Origin of the sequence: uncultured Acetobacterium sp. (genome assembly GCF_927416815.1) — a bacterium.
Taxonomy (GTDB): domain Bacteria; phylum Bacillota; class Clostridia; order Eubacteriales; family Eubacteriaceae; genus Acetobacterium.
Map to the genome: position 1 here is coordinate 1 of NZ_CAKMJU010000004.1, position 17812 is coordinate 17812.

13 protein-coding genes are annotated in these 17812 nt (G+C 40.4%); all 13 read right to left on the reverse strand.

Translation table 11 applies throughout. The annotated features are described in order from the left end of the window. Positions 1–135: 135 nt before the first annotated feature. A complete protein-coding gene (locus QZ998_RS00475) occupies positions 136–303 on the reverse strand; it encodes a hypothetical protein (protein ID WP_296557122.1) in 168 nt (55 codons plus the stop codon). A 121-nt stretch (positions 304–424) separates the two neighbouring features. Then, positions 425–3406, reverse strand: coding sequence for an Ig-like domain-containing protein (locus tag QZ998_RS00480; RefSeq protein WP_296557124.1), 2982 nt, complete (start codon positions 3404–3406; stop codon positions 425–427). 499 nt (positions 3407–3905) lie between these two features. Next, the gene (locus tag QZ998_RS00485; RefSeq protein WP_296557127.1) at positions 3906–4925 is read right to left on the reverse strand and encodes an Rpn family recombination-promoting nuclease/putative transposase; all 1020 of its coding nucleotides are present in this window, start codon (positions 4923–4925) and stop codon (positions 3906–3908) included. A gap of 394 nt (positions 4926–5319) precedes the next feature. Then, positions 5320–6273, reverse strand: a complete 954-nt coding sequence (locus tag QZ998_RS00490; protein ID WP_296557129.1) for a hypothetical protein — start codon at positions 6271–6273, stop codon at positions 5320–5322. Positions 6274–6317: 44 nt separating this feature from the next. After that, positions 6318–7196, reverse strand: a complete 879-nt coding sequence (locus QZ998_RS00495; RefSeq protein WP_296557132.1) for a tyrosine-type recombinase/integrase — start codon at positions 7194–7196, stop codon at positions 6318–6320. A gap of 730 nt (positions 7197–7926) precedes the next feature. After that, positions 7927–8532 (reverse strand): hypothetical protein, encoded by a 606-nt coding sequence (locus QZ998_RS00500; RefSeq protein ID WP_296557135.1) that lies wholly within the window; start codon positions 8530–8532, stop codon positions 7927–7929. Between the two features lie 313 nt (positions 8533–8845). Further along, positions 8846–10558, reverse strand: a complete 1713-nt coding sequence (locus QZ998_RS00505) for a DNA polymerase (RefSeq protein WP_296557136.1) — start codon at positions 10556–10558, stop codon at positions 8846–8848. A gap of 26 nt (positions 10559–10584) precedes the next feature. Further along, entirely contained in the window at positions 10585–13395 is a 2811-nt protein-coding gene (locus QZ998_RS00510) for a phage/plasmid primase, P4 family (RefSeq protein WP_296557138.1), read from the reverse strand. Positions 13396–13992: 597 nt separating this feature from the next. Next, positions 13993–14334 carry a hypothetical protein gene (locus QZ998_RS00515; protein WP_296557140.1) on the reverse strand — a complete coding sequence of 114 codons (342 nt, stop codon included), beginning with the start codon at positions 14332–14334 and terminating at the stop codon, positions 13993–13995. A gap of 40 nt (positions 14335–14374) precedes the next feature. After that, on the reverse strand, positions 14375–14833 hold the full coding sequence (locus QZ998_RS00520; protein WP_296557143.1) for a JAB domain-containing protein: 459 nt from the start codon (positions 14831–14833) through the stop codon (positions 14375–14377). 671 nt (positions 14834–15504) lie between these two features. Then, positions 15505–16680, reverse strand: a complete 1176-nt coding sequence (locus tag QZ998_RS00525; protein ID WP_296557144.1) for a tyrosine-type recombinase/integrase — start codon at positions 16678–16680, stop codon at positions 15505–15507. Continuing rightward, positions 16677–17102, reverse strand: a complete 426-nt coding sequence (locus tag QZ998_RS00530) for a hypothetical protein (protein ID WP_296557146.1) — start codon at positions 17100–17102, stop codon at positions 16677–16679. The genes QZ998_RS00525 and QZ998_RS00530 overlap by 4 nt, the downstream gene beginning before the upstream one ends. Positions 17103–17336: 234 nt before the next feature. Beyond that, positions 17337–17603 (reverse strand): hypothetical protein, encoded by a 267-nt coding sequence (locus tag QZ998_RS00535; RefSeq protein ID WP_296557147.1) that lies wholly within the window; start codon positions 17601–17603, stop codon positions 17337–17339. Positions 17604–17812 lie beyond the last annotated feature (209 nt).

The following is a 17812-nucleotide window of genomic DNA, read 5'->3' on the forward strand; positions in this document are numbered from 1 at the left end:
GCGATAATCCTCAATCTGCTGACGACGAAATAGGTGCAGTTCATCTTTGGACATTAAAAATACCTCCATTTATTAATCTGTTGAAGGTATTATCGCATGAATTTGTAGCGTGAAATATGTGCGGACTATTTGACATTAACAAAAATCACCTCCAGTTTTATTATGAGGTGATTTTAGCAAATTTTGTTCTGTTTGGGTAGGTGGGCTGTATTTGACGCTTACGTATAAATCAATAACAGTTTGACATTTACGAGCCACCAGCCAAATCTTTTCCAGACAGATTCCTCCAGATTTTCCATCCACTTCAAAAAATTAAAAAAGACGACCCGAGTCCCGAAGAACCCGAATCGTCTCTATTCTCTGTTTCTAAACCATCCACCTCAATAAGTTAAGTTGAATAAGTTAAGTGACAGGCACCGTTTGTTTAACTATTAGCTATTGTTACTGTACCTTTTTCAAGAACTCGTCCAGTAGCAGTGTCTACTAATTTGAAAGTTATAACTTTACTTCCGTCACCAACATATGTAACTAAACCTGTATTATCCACTGTGAGAGCATTTGTAGTCCCATCTTGGATTGCAAATGTAGTAGTTGTTGTACCTGGTGTTGCTGCTGTAAAGCCTTTTAATTGTTTTGTACCAGTTGTGATTACTTTTGTATCATCAGTAAATTGTAATGTTCCTGATACATCAGTTGCTACTGCTAATACTGTTACAGCTTTAGAACCTTTCGCTACTACTTGACCTGTTGTAGTATTAGTTACTTCATAGCTGATAGTTGTATTTCCTGCACCAATTGGTGAAACTACTTCTGCAGCAACTGTTGCTGCTCCAGTATTACTTGATGTCCATGCGATTGCTTCGCCAGCTCCGGGTGCAGTAAAGCTTGTAGCTGTTACAGTGCCTTCACCAACCTGTACTGGTCCAATTGCAGGATCATCAATTGTGCCTTCAGCATATACTGTTACAGCTTGTGAGTTAACTCTTCCAGAATTCGAAATTGTATAACCAATAGTTGCTGTACCAGCTGATATAGCTGTTACGCCGCCTGTATTCGGATCAACAGTAGCAACCGATGGATCGCTTGATGTCCAAATACCAGCACCAGGTTCAGTTGTAGCTGCAGTAGCGGTTGGGCTATCAACTAATTGTAAAACATTAGAAGCTCCAGTTAAACCAGTTACTGCTTGACCAGCTGCTGCAATTGTTAATGTACCAGTTATGGTACCTTGAGTTACTGTGTAAGTACCTGGTAGAAGGTTAGCACCAAATGTAATAGTACCTGCACTACTTGCATTAAAATTAACTACGACATTGCCTTCAACGTCAATACCTGAACCAGATGTATTTGTGCCTGCTGGGAATGTTACTTTACACACTTGATTACCTGTTAAGGTAGTTACATTATTTCCAGCACTATCTTGTAATTGAATACCAAGTGTTGTTGCTCCAACTGTACCTGTTAAACTAAACTTGCTAGCTGTTGCTGCAGTTACTTTAACATTCACTGCTGTGATTGCAGGTGATAAACCAGTCCAAGTTACATTAACTGGTACTGTTGTTCCTGCAACAACTGTTGGTACTGTAGCGGTTGCTACACCATCAACAAAAGTCAAAGTTCTAATATAAGTTTTTGCACTACCACCACTACCTACAGTTACTGTAGCAGTTTTGGTTTCATTATACTTGTTGTAGAATGTACCTGCTGGTTTTTCTGCTTTTACAGTAAGGGCAATGTTGTCACCTACTATATATTCAGTTTTATCGGTTGTGCTAACAAAATTAGAAGCATCTTCTACGATTGTTACGTTGAAAGCTTGAGAATCAACATCTACAGCTGGTGCTGCAGGTGAAACTACTGCTTTCTTTTGTAAGGTAAATGTAGCAGTTTCAGTTCCAATTGCTGCTGGTGCTGCACCTGCAGTAATAGTGATATCTGCCATTGCTTGACCAGCTGAAGTACCAATTGCATAGGTAGCTCCATTAGTTGGTGCTGCTAGTTTTGAACCAGATGCTAGTGTTGTCGCAACAACTTCGTATTTTGAAGCTTCGGTTTCAGCACCAGTCATTTTTTTAGCATATTGATCATATACTTCGAATTTAGCTGTTGTTGAAGAACCTGCGATTATAGAAGTTCTTGGGGTAGTAACAACTTTTAATTCGTTAGGTACTCGGGCTGCATTAACAACGACTTGTTTAGATGCTGATACCCCAGTTGTTTTATTTGTTAATGTGATTGTGTATGTACCTGGTGACACTACGTTGTCATTAAACACCATATAACCGCCTACTAATGAAGAAGTAACAGCTAAAGGAGTAGTTCCGGCACCAGTTACTACGATATTGAAATCTGTAGTCATGTTATATGTATCATTTTTAATCGCTGTGCCAAATTGATCAATGAAAGTAACCGCTAGTTTAGCTGTTCCAGCCGCATCACCTGATATGATTTCTTGATCTTTGAAATCACCAAATTCCATTGTTGTTGCTTTCGCTGCGGCGTTAACTGTAATTTTCTTAGATGTTGCAACACCAGTATTAGTATTTAATGCTGTCAGTGTTACATCTCCTGCTTTGTTAAGCACTTTAAACTTAAGTTTACCATTTGTTACAGTAAAGTTATTTGCAGTGTCTTTAACTGGTATTATTGATTCATCTGATGAGATGAACTGAATACCGTTAACTGAAGATACATTTGCTGTATTTGCTATAGTATTCAAGGTTACTGCGCTACCTAAATTATCAGTTGCTGTATAACCAATTTCAACATACCCAGCATTTAACATTAAACGTTGAGCATCTGTTGGTAAAACTACTTCTCCAAAAGCAAACTCATTTGTATAAATGTTTGATACAGTGATGTCTTTTGTTGCGATTACTGTTGGATCAGTTGTTAATAGACCAGTAATTCGTATTACATCACCAATTTGAGCTGGGGCAGTATTTGTAGCTAGTGTTACATATGGAACGGCACCAGCTGTAGGAGCTACAACTCTTGTTGCAGCAGTTGTGTTAACAACTGTCCAATTAAATGTATTTGCATTTTTGGCCATTTCTACACCGTATTGATCATAAACTTTATAGTTTACTTTTGCGGCTGGATCAATACTTACATTACTTGTCGTAATTTCTAAAGAGGTCATTTTTTGGGTGGCTACTTCTGCTGTTGCAACGTCAACGCCTAAGTCAATTCCGCCTACAGTTACTGTATAAGTACCTGCAATTAGGTTTGTTGTTCTCGCTAATTTTGCACTTGTACCATCTTCTGCCCATGTTGTTGTTGCTACAGTTACAGGAGTAGTTCCTTTTACAACTGTAAATGTAGTTTTAGCTTGGTCAGCTGCACTAATTGCTGTGTTAAATGTTACTGTTAATGTCTTAGCATCAGTAGCTTCAACACCAGTCACATTGACAATCAGCTCTAAAGCTTCATAAGCAGCAGTAATAGCCGAAAAGGGAGGTCATTTTCGCTATTTTTCTTTTTCCTGAAACCTACTGATTCCAATGCTTTCAGGGATTTTTAAACTCGCACAATAGATGTTCTAAAGAGAATAAATAGAGGTAGTTTCCTGTAAACATAAAAAAAATAGAGAAACAATAAATAGAATTCCAATAGGTGTGAATTCCATTTGCTTTTCTAACTATTGAGTATTTCCAATGGTTTCAGACGTTGGATGATGATGCTGAAAATTCTGGAGATGATGTTCAGATACCATCACCCCCAGCTTTTTTCTTTCAAAATTCCCGACAGTCGTGTCACTCTCGACAAATAGCGATCGGCATGGGCGGGAGTGACGGCAATTAGAGAACATTTTTCTTGGAGATCCTGCCTTGGTTCAGCGTTTGGTGGCACTCCATCTGCCCACTGATTCCGTCCTCAGACATGTCTCCGATCAATTCCTGGAATCAGATACCTAAGAACTTTTTGACATCTTCGATACTTTTAAAGTTACCAATATTGATATTGAATATCTGCAACATCTTAAGATCGAGTGAGGCAATCTTTTCTTGGCAATCAGTCGGAAGAACTCCAAACTTCAAAGATAAATGCTCAACTGCCAATTCAAGCAAGCCCTCTTTTTTCCCTTTTTCAAGACCTGTCTCTTCACCTTTTAAAATACCTTTTTCAAAACCTTCATCTCTTAAAACTTCTGCCAGTGTCATCGCTATTTCACTCCCTTCAGGAAAGACTTGTTCAATGTATTTTTGAACAACATTTGAATTCACATTTGAAAATTCTGGTACAATTTCGTAAACATACCGTAGACAGGTTTCAAAATACTCCGTAGCCGTTTGTTTTTCATTCATCGCATTCAATGCCGTACCAACCCTTTTGAGGGCTTCAAGCACAGCCTGTTCATCATGCCTGTTGACATTTTTCAGGATTGAAAGCGTCACGTAGTATAGTGATCCGAGTACGATTACCTCATCGGGAAATCGATTCAGATCATAAACATGGTAACTGAAATTGGGGATCCCTTTTTTAATGTCATCCGACAAGCCGTCATAATCAAGAATCATGGTGTCCAGAGCGTTTCCAAGTTCCCAATTTCTTTTGCCATGATAAATAACCATCGGAATGATCACGGGGATATGGTTGGCTTTTTCATTTTTGACTTTCTGATTCCAGATGTTAACCAAATATGTCAATAACTGCAAACCCACATTTTTGTCAAGGTAACTCTTATGTTCAAAAAGCAGATAGAGGTACCCTTCTTTTTGATTGATGGTCGTTCGAAATAATAGATCCGAACGGGTTTCTTCTAATTCCTTGCTGACGTGGGTGCCATTCTGCAATTCAAGATTGTCCAGATCAATGGTCTTTAATATTGATTCAGGCAACGATTCCTTTAAAAAATTCTGTGAAACTTCCAGATTTGCGAAGGTCGACCTAAAAAACTTGTCATGAATTTGTTTTATTTTCATTCGTTCACCTACTTATATATTTCATATTATAACCGATTCACCTTTAAAATACTATTAAAATTGATGCATGTTCCGTAGTGGCTGCATTGGTCACAATTGATCATTCGAATAGGCATCACCCCCTTTCATTTCAATTGATGGCTTGGGATCAATAGTTGCGGGAAGATTCGTTGGATTTTTTGATCGATTGCAGCTATCCCCATCTTTTTCCTTTTCTAATTGCCGTCACTCCCGTCGGTGCTGACCGTTTTTCTTTGGATAGTCAGAAGTGACGCCATCGTCGGCAAATAGGGAAGAAGTTTAGGGGAATGACTTGAGATGATTTCCAGGATCACTCCCCCATCGACTTCGTCTCAGGCATTTCTTCTGATCCGTTTCCTAATGATTGGTTTAGCTATTTCTTCTGCAACAGCTTATCCACCTCCCGCTGATAGCCGTAGCGTTTGAAATACTCCACCAGAGCACCTTCGACCACATCCCGTTGTTTGAGATTTTTGCTTTCACAGAATTCCTTCATCAATCGTCCCAGTAGTTCTGACATATAGATGCTTTGGGTTTTAGTTGTTCCCGGAACGGCATATCTTGGAACAGTCCCATCGGATTGAGGCATGAGAAGTGTGATCAATCGGTCTTTGTTCTGAAGCAGCATCTCCAGCAGTGGCAGATATGGTTCCAGTTCGACTAAGGCATCATCGGTGATCATGGCTAGTTTTGATTGATTTTTTCTAACTGGTGGAAGAGTTTTGTTGTCCAAATCGCCCATTTCTGCCAAGGAATCATTGGTGGTATCCCCAAACATCACATCGTAGTTATTCGTTTCAGAATTCCAGAAGAGTTGCTTACTTTCCATATATTCGCCTAACTCATGATGATCACGAAAACCAAACTCGGTGGCAATGGCTCTGGGATCACTGTCATCACCCATTTCTTCAAAGCGTTTGATGATCATTTCGGCTTTAATTGGGGTACTGCTGCTGAGTTCTTCCAGAATATTGTCAATTTTGGTAGTGGCTGGCACATAGGTCTGATTGATGCTGTCCCAGGTGAAGCCCTTTCGTCTCATGTAGGTATCCAGGGATCGCCAGTTGGTCAGATTAAATCCTTCGGCTAAGGATTCCCGGGACTTTCCTTCCATCAGACCGGCCAGAGTCGCATTAACCCGTCGATCATAGATAGGTTCCATTGGTTCTTTGGTATCTTTGATTTCTTTGGCAGAGGCTTCAATTGTCGGGTTAGCGGTATTGGTGATAGTAGGATTAATTGTAGCTGAATGAATAGTGGTTAGCTTTGTCACCTTAGCGGAATCATTGGCGGATCCATTGGTTATTTGATTTGTCATGGTATTCATTTCTTTTTTTCCTTTCGCTCGGGAGAATCACAGGTTGCCAATCTCTAAATGAGATTGACCGCCTGATGCAACTGATCCATATTCTGATGGATGTAACGACTGGTGACTCGTAGATCACTGTGACCCATGAGTTTTTGAACCGCTGGTAGTGGAGCATTATTTCTGACTAGGCTGCTGGCAAAGCTATGTCTGAGAATATGAGCGGTGACATGCTTGTCCCAACCCAATTTTCTGGTGGTATTTTCCAGTTCATGATTAATGGTTTGCCGGGATAATGTGCCGGTTTTTGAAGTGGCAAAGAATCGATCGGATGACACCAGTGGACGATGATCCTTTAAATACGTGGTTAATTCCTGATGGAGTTTTTCATTGATGGGAATACTCCGGTCTTTGTTGCCTTTGCCCTGACGGACCTTGAGCACCTTATTGGTCAGATCCACATCAGCGAGGGTGAGATGGCAAAGCTCACTAACTCTTAAGCCGGTGTTCGCCATGGTGATCACCGCTGATTTAACAATGATATGATCAACGGCTTCAATTAACGTCACCATTTCTTCGGGCAATAGATAGACCCGTTCTTTCTGCTGATATTGAATGGGTTCCAGATTAAGACTGATATTGCGTTCCACATGATCTTTTCGCACCAGATAATTAAAAAATGATCGGAAGATGTAGAGGCTTTTATTTCGGGTGATGGGCTGATCCCCCTGATCTTTCCGATAGCTGAGATAGTCTTCCATGTGATTAACGGTGATCTCATCGACATAGACCTGACCATTCATTTCTTTTTCAAGATAGACTTTAAAATTCTGGAGCACAATGTTGTAGCCTCGTTCGGTTTCTTTTGATCGTTCTTTGGATTTCAGATAGTGAATGAATTCGTCAATGGCTTTGGTTAGCAGTATTGTTTTTCTGGTTGGCATCGGTAGTTCCTCCTTGTATTTTAGTGATTTCTAAATTTTGTTTAGCTTTGTTCTCCATTACAATAATAATATATATCTGGAAGGACGATTTATTTCGTCGAATGGGTGTATTTTTGGTGTTTTTAACAAGTCTCTTCCTATTTATATAGGGAAAAGTTTTTCAGTGATTTTTTGTGGGGAGATTAATCGGCGGTTTGAGTAGGTGCTAGGCAAATAATCCAGATATTTTCACTTCCTGTGAATCATGGCACCGGATTTCCGAAATCCGAAAACTTTGTCAATAAGTTAGTAGTGAAAATAAATAATGGGGATTACTTTAAATCATTGATGGCGGTTTAAACCAACCCCAGTTTTTCGGATTTTCGGAGTCCTTTGTTTCATAGGTTAATTATTGTCAAGGTGATCAGGGAATCTATGTTGTTTTGACAAAGATCACCTTGCTAACACCACCCGCAATTGTCCAGCTCATTTTCGGTTTTAGTTGATATTCTTAGACAAGCATTTCCGAAATATTAATTGTATTCCGGAATTTCAAACGGTTTTCGGAGTCCACATAGTCAGGTCGCACCTATGTTAATGATCTATTTTCCGAAATTCCGAAATATTTTTGTGAATAATTAGCAGAGAAAAAAAATAAATGAGTAGGATGATTAAAATCACTAATTATTTTAAAAACTGATCCACAATTTTTCGGAATTTCGGAGTTCCAGAATGATTCATTTCTAAAGCATTAACTAGCTAACCAGATAGCATCAAATTTTAGTTTGGCTATTTTAACTAATCGCTCCACCTTTAGTTCCTCAATCAGTTGTGGCCTTAACAATAAAAGAACCAGTACATCTGTGGCCGCAGAATCCAATTGACGGGTTGTTAACTCAGGTCTACCCCAAGTGCCGTGGTATTCTCCGGTTGGTAGTGAAACATTTAAATACTTCTTGACCACCGCCGGAAGACTTCCATCGTGTTCTATCAAACCATCACCTAAGATCTCATCAGCCAGAAAGGTATCAAAGATTGCTCCGTTTAGGTTAATCCCTGCCAAGTTAAGATATTTCATGGCAGCTTTTGCATTGTGTATTATTTTCACCATCGATGCTTCTAATAGTTCTTTCATCAGCAGTTTTCCAGTGTCGTCAATCCTCGCCCAATCAATGATTAAAACTGGTAACGTAGGAGATGCTATTTGGATGAGTCTGATTTTGCCTCGATACTGATCTTGTGGATCCCCACCCATCAGTTTAATATCCAAAGCTATGTGTTTTTCTTGTTTATATGGCCCCACATATTGCTGCAGTTGTTCGCCTCGTGTAATATAGTTATATTTGTTAGTTGTCATCTATTTGTTCCTTTCTTAACTTTGAAGCACCTAATTAAAGGTACTTCAATTATCTAGTTTGCTATTCAATAACGCTGTGCATCAGGTTTAATAGGTTAGGCTTAATTAGCACCTTAGTTTCCGGTTTCCGGAATTCCGGCCGTTTTTCGGAGTCAAAATATTCAGTTCGCACCTATGTTAATGTCTATTTTTCCGAAATTCCGAAATATTTTTGTGAATAAGTAGCAGTGAAAAAAAAATAAAGTAGTAGGTTCATTTTTAAATCGTTGATTATTTAAAAATGACCCGGAATTTTCCGGAATTTCGGAATCCTTTATTTTTCAGCCCAACTACTGGCAATATGTGCGTCCGCAACAACGGGCACGGTCTTTAAATACTTTTTTGCTGAGATTTCCATGGCACTTTTTAAGAGTTCCTGAACCAATGGTGCCTCATCTTTTAGGCATTCCACCACAATTTCATCATGGATGCAGGCAATCAGTTTTCCGGACGTTCCAGCCAACAAATCCGGCAAAATACTTAAGACCGTTTTTAGAATATCAGCTTCAGTACCCTGAATAGGTGTATTGACTAACTGAGTGTAGCGTGCTTTTCCCGGAAATAACTGCCTTCTCTTTCCCAATGTGTAGGCTTTTGATGTCTGTTGGCGACCTTGTTTCGTCTGCCATGCTTTCAAGCCCCGATAGGTTTTAAAAAACGTATCAATGAAGGTCTGGGACTGCTCCAGAGTGAGCAGTACTTCATAGCTTCCCCAAGCATAAGTAATCAGACTCTCAGCCCCCATCCCAAAAAGCATTCCGAAATTCAGGGCTTTGGCTTCTGATCGCATGGCCTTTGTGACCTCATTGACATCAACACCACTAACGAGTGAAGCGGTTAGGGTGTGCAAATCCAGTCCCTGCTGATAAGCTGCCAGCATGGTCTGATCCCCACTAATTTCGGCGGCAATACGGATCTGCATCTGGGAATAATCAGAAATGACAAATACATCGCCTTCATTCGGCACAAATAATTCCCGAAATGCTGAATCATGGGGAACCTGTTGCAGGTTGAACTCCTTGCAGGACAAACGTCCGGTTATTGCCCCCAGCTGACGATATTGAGAATACAGTCGCCCTGTTTCTGGTTCAACTCCTTTTGGAATCTTTTTAGCAAACTGGAGCTGTTTTGTCAGCACCTTACAGGCTAGAATGGGAGCAATGGCCGGGTGCTGATCATTAAGTTTCGACAAATCCTCACTTTTAGAACTTTTGACTTCTACTCCCAGAGATTCCAGCAGCTCTTTCACTTGTTTCGAACTATTAACATTAATGTCCTTACCAATAATGGCATTTAATTCCTGCTCTTTTATCCGAAGGCGTTCTTTCACCGTTTTCTCCAGCACCGCAGTACCCTGAACATTAACCCTGATACCATTGAGTTCCATTTCAACGATGGCTGGAAGAGTCTGACATTCGAGATTCGCCACTTCCAGCAAATCGGCCCGATAGAGTTCCTGAATCAGTTTCTCTCGCAAGGGCAACAGAATCCAGGCATCCCTGGCCGCATACAGCAATTGATCTGGCGTCAGTTGCTCCTGACTCCAGTCACTTCGTTGTTCTTCTTTGGGCAGATCATAATTGAGGTATTCTTTAACCACAGCATCCAGCTTAAGACTGGGATTTAACCCCGCCTTTAGAACAGCAGCAGCCAAAAGAGTATCAAAAATTGGTTGCTTTAGGTCAATCCCGTTAATTTTCAGGAATTCCATATCGAATTTAGCGTTATGTAGTACCTTGATGACATCTGATTCCAGATACTGCTTCAAGTCATTTTTTCCTTCCACATTGAGCCGTGGATAGTCAATTATCAATATGGGCAAGCCCTGACCAGAAAGCTGAATCAAGCGGATACCGCCTTTTCTGGGATTCAAGGGATCCTCACCCATGGTTTCAAGGTCTAACCCCACCACTTGTACATCCTGTTCCTGATATTGTCTGAGATAGGTTTTTAGTACTTCCGTATTCGTTATATATTTACAATTCATCGGTTTATTCTCCTTTGAAAGAGCCTTTAGTTAAAGGCTCTGACATCTGAATGCTTGTTTTCCAGGAGGTTAATCACTCTTAAGTCAATTTCTGATTGCTCCGTGGTACCCAATTGCTCAGAAATTTCGGTTTGGGGCGTCTGATCACCCGTTGTGTTTTCTGAGTCCTCCAGAAGGACAAACTCATCAGTTAAATCAAAGCTGGCAGCACTTTTCACATCTGTGGTTTCTAATTCAGCAACTTCGACACCAAGCTTTTCCCATTCGAAAAAGACACACTCTTGATTCGGCTTGGATTTTTTTTCGATACGCAATCCCGGGATTCGTTTTAGTTCAGTTACTATTGAGGATCGCTTAGGAACAGTTTTTATCCCTTCCTCCACACAATATATTCTGAACTCATCTATCATCAACTTAAGGGGCTCATATTCCTGACCTGGAAGCAGACTCTCTCTTTTTTCATCATTAAACCATTGCAGCACCAGATTGTTCTTTTCTCGAGCTTTTTTCTTCAACTTCAGCATAGACGGGCTTTCAATGAATCGGCCTCTGTCAAACAGACAGATTCGGCCTTCGATGGCAAAGTTAAGGATACCCGGCAATTCTTCAAGCAGTTCTTCTTTGAGTTCGATATTCTGCTCATCATCAGGTATCTGATTATCAAAAGGGAATAACAGCAACCGTTTTTCCAGTGCTCCACTTTTTTCAAAATAGCGTGGGAGATAATTGGCTGACCCCATCAGCTTACATTGATTAACAAAGGATTCCGCTTTTTTGTAATGGTCTTTTCCAGAAATACCATCTTCGCCAGTAGCCGACTTAATGAAGGCCTCGTTAAATCGTTCATTTTCATTGAATTCTGGTGATACATTCGCCAAATGATTCAACAACTGGATACTGTTAATTGGTTTGTGCAACTCAGAAAGCGGAATATTGGATATATTTCCCTGGCCGAGTAGTTTCGAATAGACCGAGAGCATAACACCTTTCCCTGTCCGGGGTAGTCCCAGCAACAGCCCCATCTTATGCATTTCGTTTCCGGGAACTATCCCATAACCAAACCATTCCTTTTGAGCCTGGATTGTCAACCGCCGGTCTTCCGGTTCCAGATTTTTAAAGCACTCAGTGATAAACCGATCAAATTTCAAACACTTGGCTGTTGGATCATAACTGATGTCAAGTCTGTTTAGGGCAAAATAATCTGGTGAATGCGCCAATAATTCAACTTTTCCGTCTTTATGGATTTTTAGCATGCCGTTCTTTAGACAGATCATTTTCTCTTTGACATGCTGATTGATCTGCTCGGGGGAAAGATAATAATTGTCTCTTAAATAGCGGATAATCCCATTTAAGACTTTTTCACTAAACTCAGAACCAAGTTTTTTGATCACTTTTTTCGTGACCATTTCCGTGTGGGGTTCCCAGACACCATCATGATAAATATAAAAATCTCCTGACAGGCATCTCAGCCCGGTTTCCCGTTGAACTTCTTCGGCAATATCCACTTGCGTGTTTCCGGTTTTTCCCTTTGCCGTATTCTTGAGCATCTTTTTAAAGGGATTATAGTGTTCGGTCTTATTCAGTCCCATCTTTGTCAAAACGCTTCTAAGGTACTGGTCTTTAATTATTATGGAATCCGGCAGCGGATTGATCACTGTCTCGATGAACAGTTCAACCGTTTTTAAATTTTGAATTAAATCGACGTCGGGTAGCAGGGATCGGATTGCCGTGTCAATGTTCATCGATGTAACCACCGGTTTCTCATTCAGGGTTTTCTTAATATAGCTGTACATCATCCCCGCTGGTGTTTTCTGAGCACACTGATTCGGGCACGCAAATCCATCTTCAGCAATCCGGTTGCAACTTGTTGGAAAAAATCCTTGATTCTTTACCTTATCAAGTGTAGTTTGATAAAGCTGTTCGGTTTCTTCAAATGTATAACCAGGATATTTTTCACAAATGATATGAAGCAACTTGCGGCCATGTTCACCAAAATGAACTAAATTATTCACAATATGGAACCATAGACCGTGGGTTTGTTTAGCTGGATTCCTAGCCATCTCTTTCATAAACTCACATTGAAGCCCCGATTGCCTAAAGTGCTCGTAACTCGGATTCAAAGCCTGATAGGCTTCCAGCAATGACCCGGAGTGTTGTCGTTCATCAGTTTGCTCCTCTACCTCCGGCACATTTAAGTCGCAATTTAACGTCTCTAAATCATATACAGCCGTTTCATCAATGTGAATAATCTCACAGTCTTTAATATTGTCAGGATCCTTGCAATTTTTCGTTCCGGGTAATCTAACTGTGTGCCCCAAAACAGCTACAGCAGGGTCACCTTTAAATTCCTCATGCTGTTTCACGAACGTCTTCTGCAAGCGCTCAATTTTTTTCACATTTCCAGCTGTTAGAAGCGGTTTATCAAGTAGATAATAAACATGTAGACCATTACCGGAACAAATTAACAAAGAGGGTCTCAATTCCCCGGCAACAAGTACTTCCTTTATGGCATTTCTACTGAGAGATGCTTCCTTCTTGTCCATGTTTTTCATGTCTATACCGTTATAGTTGTCATAATCTCCTAACAAAGCTGTGATGTATTTCACATTTTCTTTGGTCGCAGACTCGCTATTATAATAGGTCACTGGTGCAACCAGTATATTTGCCTTTTCGTGTTTAAGCAAAAACAGTTCAATTTCTGCCAGTGTCACCTCAAAGTCTTCCATGATCAGAAAAAATTGATTAACGTAGTACACTGCAGTTAATGCTCCAATTTTAATAAAAGATCCTACTAGAACAGGATTACCATAAATCATTTTTAAATAACGTCTATCCATTTATTTTTCTCCTTTAAATTTAATATACGACATGAACTTCATGCTAGTCTGCACATAAGCTCCGTGCCATGTCGTGCTAGATGATTTTTAACCCTTTCTACCGTCTGGTAGAAAAAAAAAACGCAAATAAAAAGTGCCTCACTCCTCTCAGTTTTCATAATAAAGGCACCATTAACAAACTTACCTATTTTTCTATCTATGCAAATTTTATTGCACAATAAAGAAACCTAAGATAAGGTTATTTTGATGCCTAAATCAGGTAAAACTGAGACAAGTGAAGCACTTGTGGTTTTATAACAGCGACTCGATATCTTATCTAACAGCGGTACATTAACATACCTGCAGACCTCTGTGTATGAAACATACACGTCGATTAAAATAATACTGATAAGATTTAATTATAAGGGTGTCGCCCTAATTAGCCATATATTCAATTCACAAACCAATTTATTGATTTGAGGGTTTAAGCTTAGCACTCTTTCCGAATGCTGTCAACCTGTTTAAAGAAATTATATTTATTTTGGCAAAAAAAAATATAAGACATAACCCCGGCCAATCCGACCGAGGTTTTAGTGTCATTACCTTCAATGACCAATGCTACTCTTCGTCGTCCCTTTCAGCGGCTGTCTCTTCATCCATCCCTGCAGCTGGTTGACCATCTTCTGACTCAACATCCGCCGCATTCCCACTGCATTTACTAAGCACAAAATAAACAGCCAAAAGAATAGCCCCAATGATCAGGATGGGGATACCTAAATAGACGAAAATTGCTGTCCATATCGACACACAAACGAAAAAGATGAAAAACCAGGCTCCGATGATTCCCAGCCCTAAATCAAGCATGTTGGAGCCAAAGAACATCATTTTAACCTTACTGAAAACGACAAAAGCTGAAACAATACTGAGAACTAGAATAGGAAGATACAAAATAACCTGCATAGGGTTACCTCCGTTATTTTAATTATTTTTAATGATTTGACTACAACAGACCTTCTTCTTTCAGGCTTAAAAACCGACCTTCTGAGCCAATGATAATATGGTCGATCAATTCAATGCCCATCAGGACACCCGCTTCTTTTATCCGCTTGGTGATGTTGATGTCTTCTGTTGAAGCCTGGGTTTGTCCACTGGGGTGGTTATGAAATAAAATGATGCTGGCTGAATTGGACAAAATGGCAGTTTTAAATATTTCCCGGGGATGAATCAGTGAAGCATTCAGGGTTCCCATACTGACGACATTGATGGAAATCGGGGCATTCTTATTATCCAGGCAACACACGATCACCTGCTCCCGATCAATATCTTCTAAAAACCGTTGCCCCAATCCCGCTGCTTCTTTAGGCGAGGATATTTTTCGGACATTGTAGAGAATTGAGCTTTCCCTCACCATCTTAAGTGATACGATTTGAATTCGTTTGGCTGCTGATTTATTTGACATATTATTATTCCTTTCGATACTGATTAAATTTTTGGCGTTAAAAAGACCTAACCCCTGTAATTGAGAGGTTAGGTCTCTTGTGTTGATGCTTTGTTGCTGCTGATTTGTTGTATTAGTGGTCAGTTTCTTTTGATGGTTTCTTTAGCGGCGGCATAGGCGGTTAGACCAAACATTACTCCACTGCTGAACAATTCAATGGCTGCAGTGGTTCCGATGGTAGCACAAAATCCAATCATGGTTAGCTCCTTTCGCTGATCTATTGTCAGGGTGTTTGTTTTATTGATTTAATACGTTGACTGTTGCTGCTGATGGCAAATTTCAATGATGATACAGGCAACAAGACCTGTGATCACACCGCCGAGGAAGTAAGGCATTGGGATTCCCCCTTTCTGTTTAGGTTTTATTGGCTTATAGGTTTAATTTCTCCGGTTATCACCATTTCATCAGTTTTAATGGCAATCTCCGAAACATCATTGCCCTATTTTTTGTTCTCTAATTGCTGTCACTGCTGTCACTCCCGACAAGCTCTGGAACGAGATAGGAACGGGATTTTTTAACAGTTATTCGGGCAATCACTTATGATGACGGTTGGCCAATATTTTAAACGATCATTTGTCATTGGCTTATTTCCATCGTTTTAAGTGCTGTCCTCATCGAATGATTTCTAATGGCTACAACAGTCCCACGGCTTCCTGCTTATCCTCTCGACTGGTATTGATGTAGTAGCTGGCAGTGGTTTGAATATTGGCATGTCCCGCTAATTTTGCTACCGTGGTCAGATCAACACCTTTCTTTAACAATCGTGTGCAGAAGGTATGCCTGAATTTGTGGGGAAAAATCGTCATGTTTAAGCTCTTTCCCAATTTTTTCAATACCTTATTGACGGTATCGGTATCCATCTTGCCTGATCGCTGGGTGACGAACAATTGACAACTTTTGGCATAGGGACTTTCTTTTCGATCACTTTCCATGTAGGTTTTAATGATTTCAGCAACTTCCGGTTTTAATGGCACTTCCCGATATTTACCACCCTTACCAACCACTTTTAGACTCATCGTCAACAGATCCAGATCCTGAATCTTTAAATTGACCAATTCACCAACCCTCAGACCAGCATAGAGGAGAATATAGACCAGGGTTTTATCACGCAGGGCAACCTGTTCCTGATTCTCCAGATGAAACAGCAACCGTTCCACCTCATCTTCTGAAAAGACAACCACTTCAGCTTCACTGCCATTAGCTACTTTGATCTTATCCCTTTTGGGATGCACCACCATTTCCTGACAATATCCGGCAGCTATCAGAAAATGATTGAAGCTATGGAGACTGTTTACTTTTTTATTAATGGTATTGATCCGATAGTTGGCTTCCTGCAAGTGTTTGCGATAACTGGTGATACTCAGTCTGGTGAGCTTGCCATCAAAGGGCAACTTCTTTTCCTTTAACCACTGGATGAAGCCCTGAATATCTCCGGTGTAGCTGGCAATGGTAGCCGATCCCTTGCCGTCTTCCATCAGGTGGTTCTCAAAAGCGGTTTGAATTGAAGAAATGGTTTCGTTGCTGATAGCTGTTGCTGTTGTGGGTTTTTCATCTGATGGTTTTAATTGATCGTTTGGGATATCATTGTCTTCTGTTGCTGATAGTTCCGGTGATGCTGATGACTTGTCTGGTTCCAATGGTTGCTCTGGTACCAATGTCTTTTCAATTTCCACTGGCGCAATGACTGGATCAATTTCTTCGACCGTCTCCACTGGTTCATCCCCTGAATCAATGGTCAGACTTTTCTTTGACTTGCTTTGTTTGGTTTCTCGTCTTGGAAATTCGATTTTTTCAATAGTCATAGTCATTTCGAACACCTGCTTTCATTGGAATTATTTTCTAACTGTTTTAATTCATCCACTAACACTGCTTCTAAATTTCCTACTGTAGCTACAAAGGGATTGTCCAACTGTTCCAGAATCACTTTGCCATGTTTCTTGAGCCAGGGTTGACTGTCTTCAATACTGCCACCATGGTAGTCGGGGCTGTTTTGATAGTAGTTGGGATCAATGATGGGTTCCAGGGAAAAGGCAATGTCCATCCCATCCACATATTCCGAATCGCTGGTTTTGACCACGACTCTGGCAGTGATCACCAGCTGATTATTTTTCCGCTCAATCACACTGGGCAAACTAATACCCATCAGCCATTGGGCATAGTCTCCGGTTGGTTCCTGATATTCCAGTGCCAGTTTTAATTCATCAATGATTTTCTGTTCCAATGTTGCCATACTTGGTTCCTCCAAAAAAGTATTAAAGACCATTGACTGCTTAAGCCAATGATCTTCAAAATTATAATATGTATTTAAGATGGGAGTTTGATTCAGGGAACCGATGATTGTGGGGAAATCTGGAACGGTTTTCTGGGAAATCGGTGATGGCCACTTATTTTTTATCCGTTTTTCCCGACAGTCCCGACAATGGCGACAACTGGTATTTCAATTCTGACACCGAAACCATTGGCATCATCGTCCGGATTGGTTGGCTCTGTCATCAGATCGACTGGCACTGGAGTCCGGAACGATCACAACTACCGGAACTGATCTGTCGCGACTGTCGGCACTGACGGCAATTTTGGGACAAAAAAGATGGGACTGGTTGGAGAATTCAAATTCTTCAGTGAGTTTGGCAGCTGGGAAACTGGCGCAACTGATTGGAAACAGACAAAAGCTGCAAGCTAGAGCCACCAGCCAAATCTTTTCCAGACAGATTCCTCCAGATTTTCCAGCCACTTCAAAAAATTAAAAAAGACGACCCGAGTCCCGAAGAACCCGAATCGTCTCTATTCTCTGTTTCTAAACTATCCACCTCAATAAGTTAAGTTGAATAAGTTAAGTGACAGGCACCGTATGTCAATATTTCACGTTTTCTTATATCCTTTAGTTTTTCGGAGCTTTCCCTGTCACTTAACTTATTCGTAAGCGTCAAATACAGCCCACCT

What these genes read in the sequence shown, in the direction of transcription:
- QZ998_RS00485 (WP_296557127.1), bottom strand. Translation starts at nt 4,925, where the DNA reads ATGAAAATAAAACAAATTCATGACAAGTTTTTTAGGTCGACCTTCGCA.
- QZ998_RS00490 (WP_296557129.1), bottom strand. Translation starts at nt 6,273, where the DNA reads ATGAATACCATGACAAATCAAATAACCAATGGATCCGCCAATGATTCC.
- QZ998_RS00495 (WP_296557132.1), bottom strand. Translation starts at nt 7,196, where the DNA reads ATGCCAACCAGAAAAACAATACTGCTAACCAAAGCCATTGACGAATTC.
- QZ998_RS00500 (WP_296557135.1), bottom strand. Translation starts at nt 8,532, where the DNA reads ATGACAACTAACAAATATAACTATATTACACGAGGCGAACAACTGCAG.
- QZ998_RS00505 (WP_296557136.1), bottom strand. Translation starts at nt 10,558, where the DNA reads ATGAATTGTAAATATATAACGAATACGGAAGTACTAAAAACCTATCTC.
- QZ998_RS00510 (WP_296557138.1), bottom strand. Translation starts at nt 13,395, where the DNA reads ATGGATAGACGTTATTTAAAAATGATTTATGGTAATCCTGTTCTAGTA.
- QZ998_RS00515 (WP_296557140.1), bottom strand. Translation starts at nt 14,334, where the DNA reads ATGCAGGTTATTTTGTATCTTCCTATTCTAGTTCTCAGTATTGTTTCA.
- QZ998_RS00520 (WP_296557143.1), bottom strand. Translation starts at nt 14,833, where the DNA reads ATGTCAAATAAATCAGCAGCCAAACGAATTCAAATCGTATCACTTAAG.
- QZ998_RS00525 (WP_296557144.1), bottom strand. Translation starts at nt 16,680, where the DNA reads ATGACTATGACTATTGAAAAAATCGAATTTCCAAGACGAGAAACCAAA.
- QZ998_RS00530 (WP_296557146.1), bottom strand. Translation starts at nt 17,102, where the DNA reads ATGGCAACATTGGAACAGAAAATCATTGATGAATTAAAACTGGCACTG.